This is a genomic window from Streptomyces sp. NPDC002130 (assembly GCF_040296465.1).
Taxonomy (GTDB): Bacteria; Actinomycetota; Actinomycetes; order Streptomycetales; family Streptomycetaceae; genus Streptomyces.
The window spans coordinates 1-1,347 of the sequence record NZ_JBEOXI010000902.1 but is presented as its reverse complement, the minus strand read 5'-3'; the positions used below and the strand labels follow the sequence as shown (position 1 = coordinate 1,347).

2 protein-coding genes and 1 pseudogene are annotated in these 1,347 nt (G+C 63.2%); all 3 read left to right on the top strand.

Annotated elements, in window-relative coordinates:
* A pseudogene (locus ABT116_RS46810) lies at positions 1–99 on the top strand (translation elongation factor Ts); the annotation flags it as partial.
* Between the two features lie 267 nt (positions 100–366).
* Entirely contained in the window at positions 367–783 is a 417-nt protein-coding gene (locus tag ABT116_RS46805) for a hypothetical protein (RefSeq protein WP_351647411.1), read from the top strand.
* Between the two features lie 51 nt (positions 784–834).
* The coding region (locus tag ABT116_RS46800) for a uroporphyrinogen-III synthase (protein WP_351647408.1) at positions 835–1,347 on the top strand (513 nt) is incomplete at its 3' end.

The window sequence follows — 1,347 nt, the reverse complement described above, 5'->3', positions numbered from 1 at the left end:
AGGCCGTCGAGGCGCTCCGCATCAAGGGCCAGAAGGGCGTCGCCAAGCGCGAGGGCCGCTCCGCCGAGAACGGCGCCGTGGTCTCGATCATCGCCCAAAGCCTGGGGGCTGAAGAAATGTACAACTGGGACCTGCAGAACCAGATCGTTGCCTTCGTCGATTCGTTGCGTCCGATGGCCGGTTACTACCACGACATGTATTACGGATCGCTCTACGCGTTCGCAGATCAGCAAAGTCATCTGCTGACGCTGCTCGGGTTCCCACCGGTTCCCTGATCGACTTCGTACTTGGCGGGTGCGAGCCGGGGTGCTTGTCGGGAGGACCCCGCGCTCGCGCGTCAGCCGTCGATAGACCACTATCGAAACCATGATCACGGCCGAGACCAACACAGGCGCTTCGACAGGAACGTCACTGTCGTGGCTCGACCCTGTCATCCTCGGCGTCCTGATTTTCGACGGGTTCCTGTGCGCGGTGTTGTCCGTCCTGTTCTTGCCGACTCATCTCGGTACTACGGCATTTCCGATCAGCATTCTCGTGGCAGCGGTGGCGAACCTCGTCTTGGTGATCGCCGCCCGCACGGTTACGACGCCGGGTAGGGCCGCCTTGCCGCTCGCCGGTTGGATCGTCGGGTTCTTGGTGTGCATGGTGGGCGGCCCCGGCGGCGACGTACTCGTGCTTTCGTCCCCTCTGACCTTCCTGCTGCTGGTCGGTGCGATCGCTCCGGCCGCCGTTTTCCTCTTCAAAGTAGCGATCAACAGGCTTGCCACCCTCAGCTCGCAATAGTTCTCGGCGCGCGCGTAGGAAACTGACCCGTGCATAAGGGACACTCAGCCTGTGGCTGAACATGATTTGGCGGGTGCGACTATCGCCTTGACCGCAGAACGGCGTGTCGAAGAATTTGCGACGCTCCTCGAACGTCGAGGCGCGGAGATCGTGCGAACACCGGTGATCCATGTGCTGCCGTTGGTGGACGATCGAGACCTGCGCACTCAGACGTCCGCTTTGATTGCCGATCCTCCGGAATTGGTCGTGATCAGTACCGGGATCGGCTTTCGAGGTTGGCTCGACGCCGTCGCGTCGTGGGGTTTGACCGACGAGTTCCTCGGGGCTCTCGCCCGCACGCGCATCATTGCCCGCGGCCCGAAGGCGACGGGCGCCATCCGGGGCGCCGGATTGCGTGAGGAATGGTCGCCTTCGGGCGAGTCGTCCGAGGAAGTTCTGGCACACCTCGGAAGCGAGGGAGTGGCCGGTTTACGCGTCGCGGTTCAGTTGCACGGCACCATCACCGAATGGGAGCCGTTGACGGACCTGAGCGCCTCCCTCGCCGACATCGGCGCGGTTGTCACT

Coding starts and splice junctions, on each gene's coding strand:
- ABT116_RS46805 (WP_351647411.1), top strand. CDS start 367: ATGATCACGGCCGAGACCAACACAGGCGCTTCGACAGGAACGTCACTG.